Annotated in this window: 1 pseudogene; it reads left to right on the top strand. The window is 63.6% G+C overall.

From position 1 onward, the window contains the following. Positions 1–258 (top strand): annotated as a pseudogene (locus FLQ44_RS19800) (histone deacetylase family protein); the annotation flags it as partial.

Raw genomic sequence — 258 nt, 5'->3', positions numbered from 1 at the left:
ACGATCCGTCCGTGCTCTACTGCTCCACGCACCAGATGCCGCTTTATCCCGGCACAGGCGCCAAGGACGAAACCGGCGCGGGCAACATTGTCAACGCACCGCTGACGGCCGGAACGGGCAGCGACACATTCCGCGACGCGTTTCTCTCGCGTGTCCTGCCGGAAATCGACCGTTTCCAGCCCGACCTCATCATCATCTCGGCCGGCTTCGACGCCCATCACCGCGACCCGCTGGCCGAGATCAATCTTGATGAGGACG

It is taken from the genome of Vogesella mureinivorans (assembly GCF_007644035.1).
GTDB lineage: Bacteria > Pseudomonadota > Gammaproteobacteria > Burkholderiales > Chromobacteriaceae > Vogesella > Vogesella mureinivorans.
This window is presented reverse-complemented; position numbering and strand designations above follow the sequence as displayed.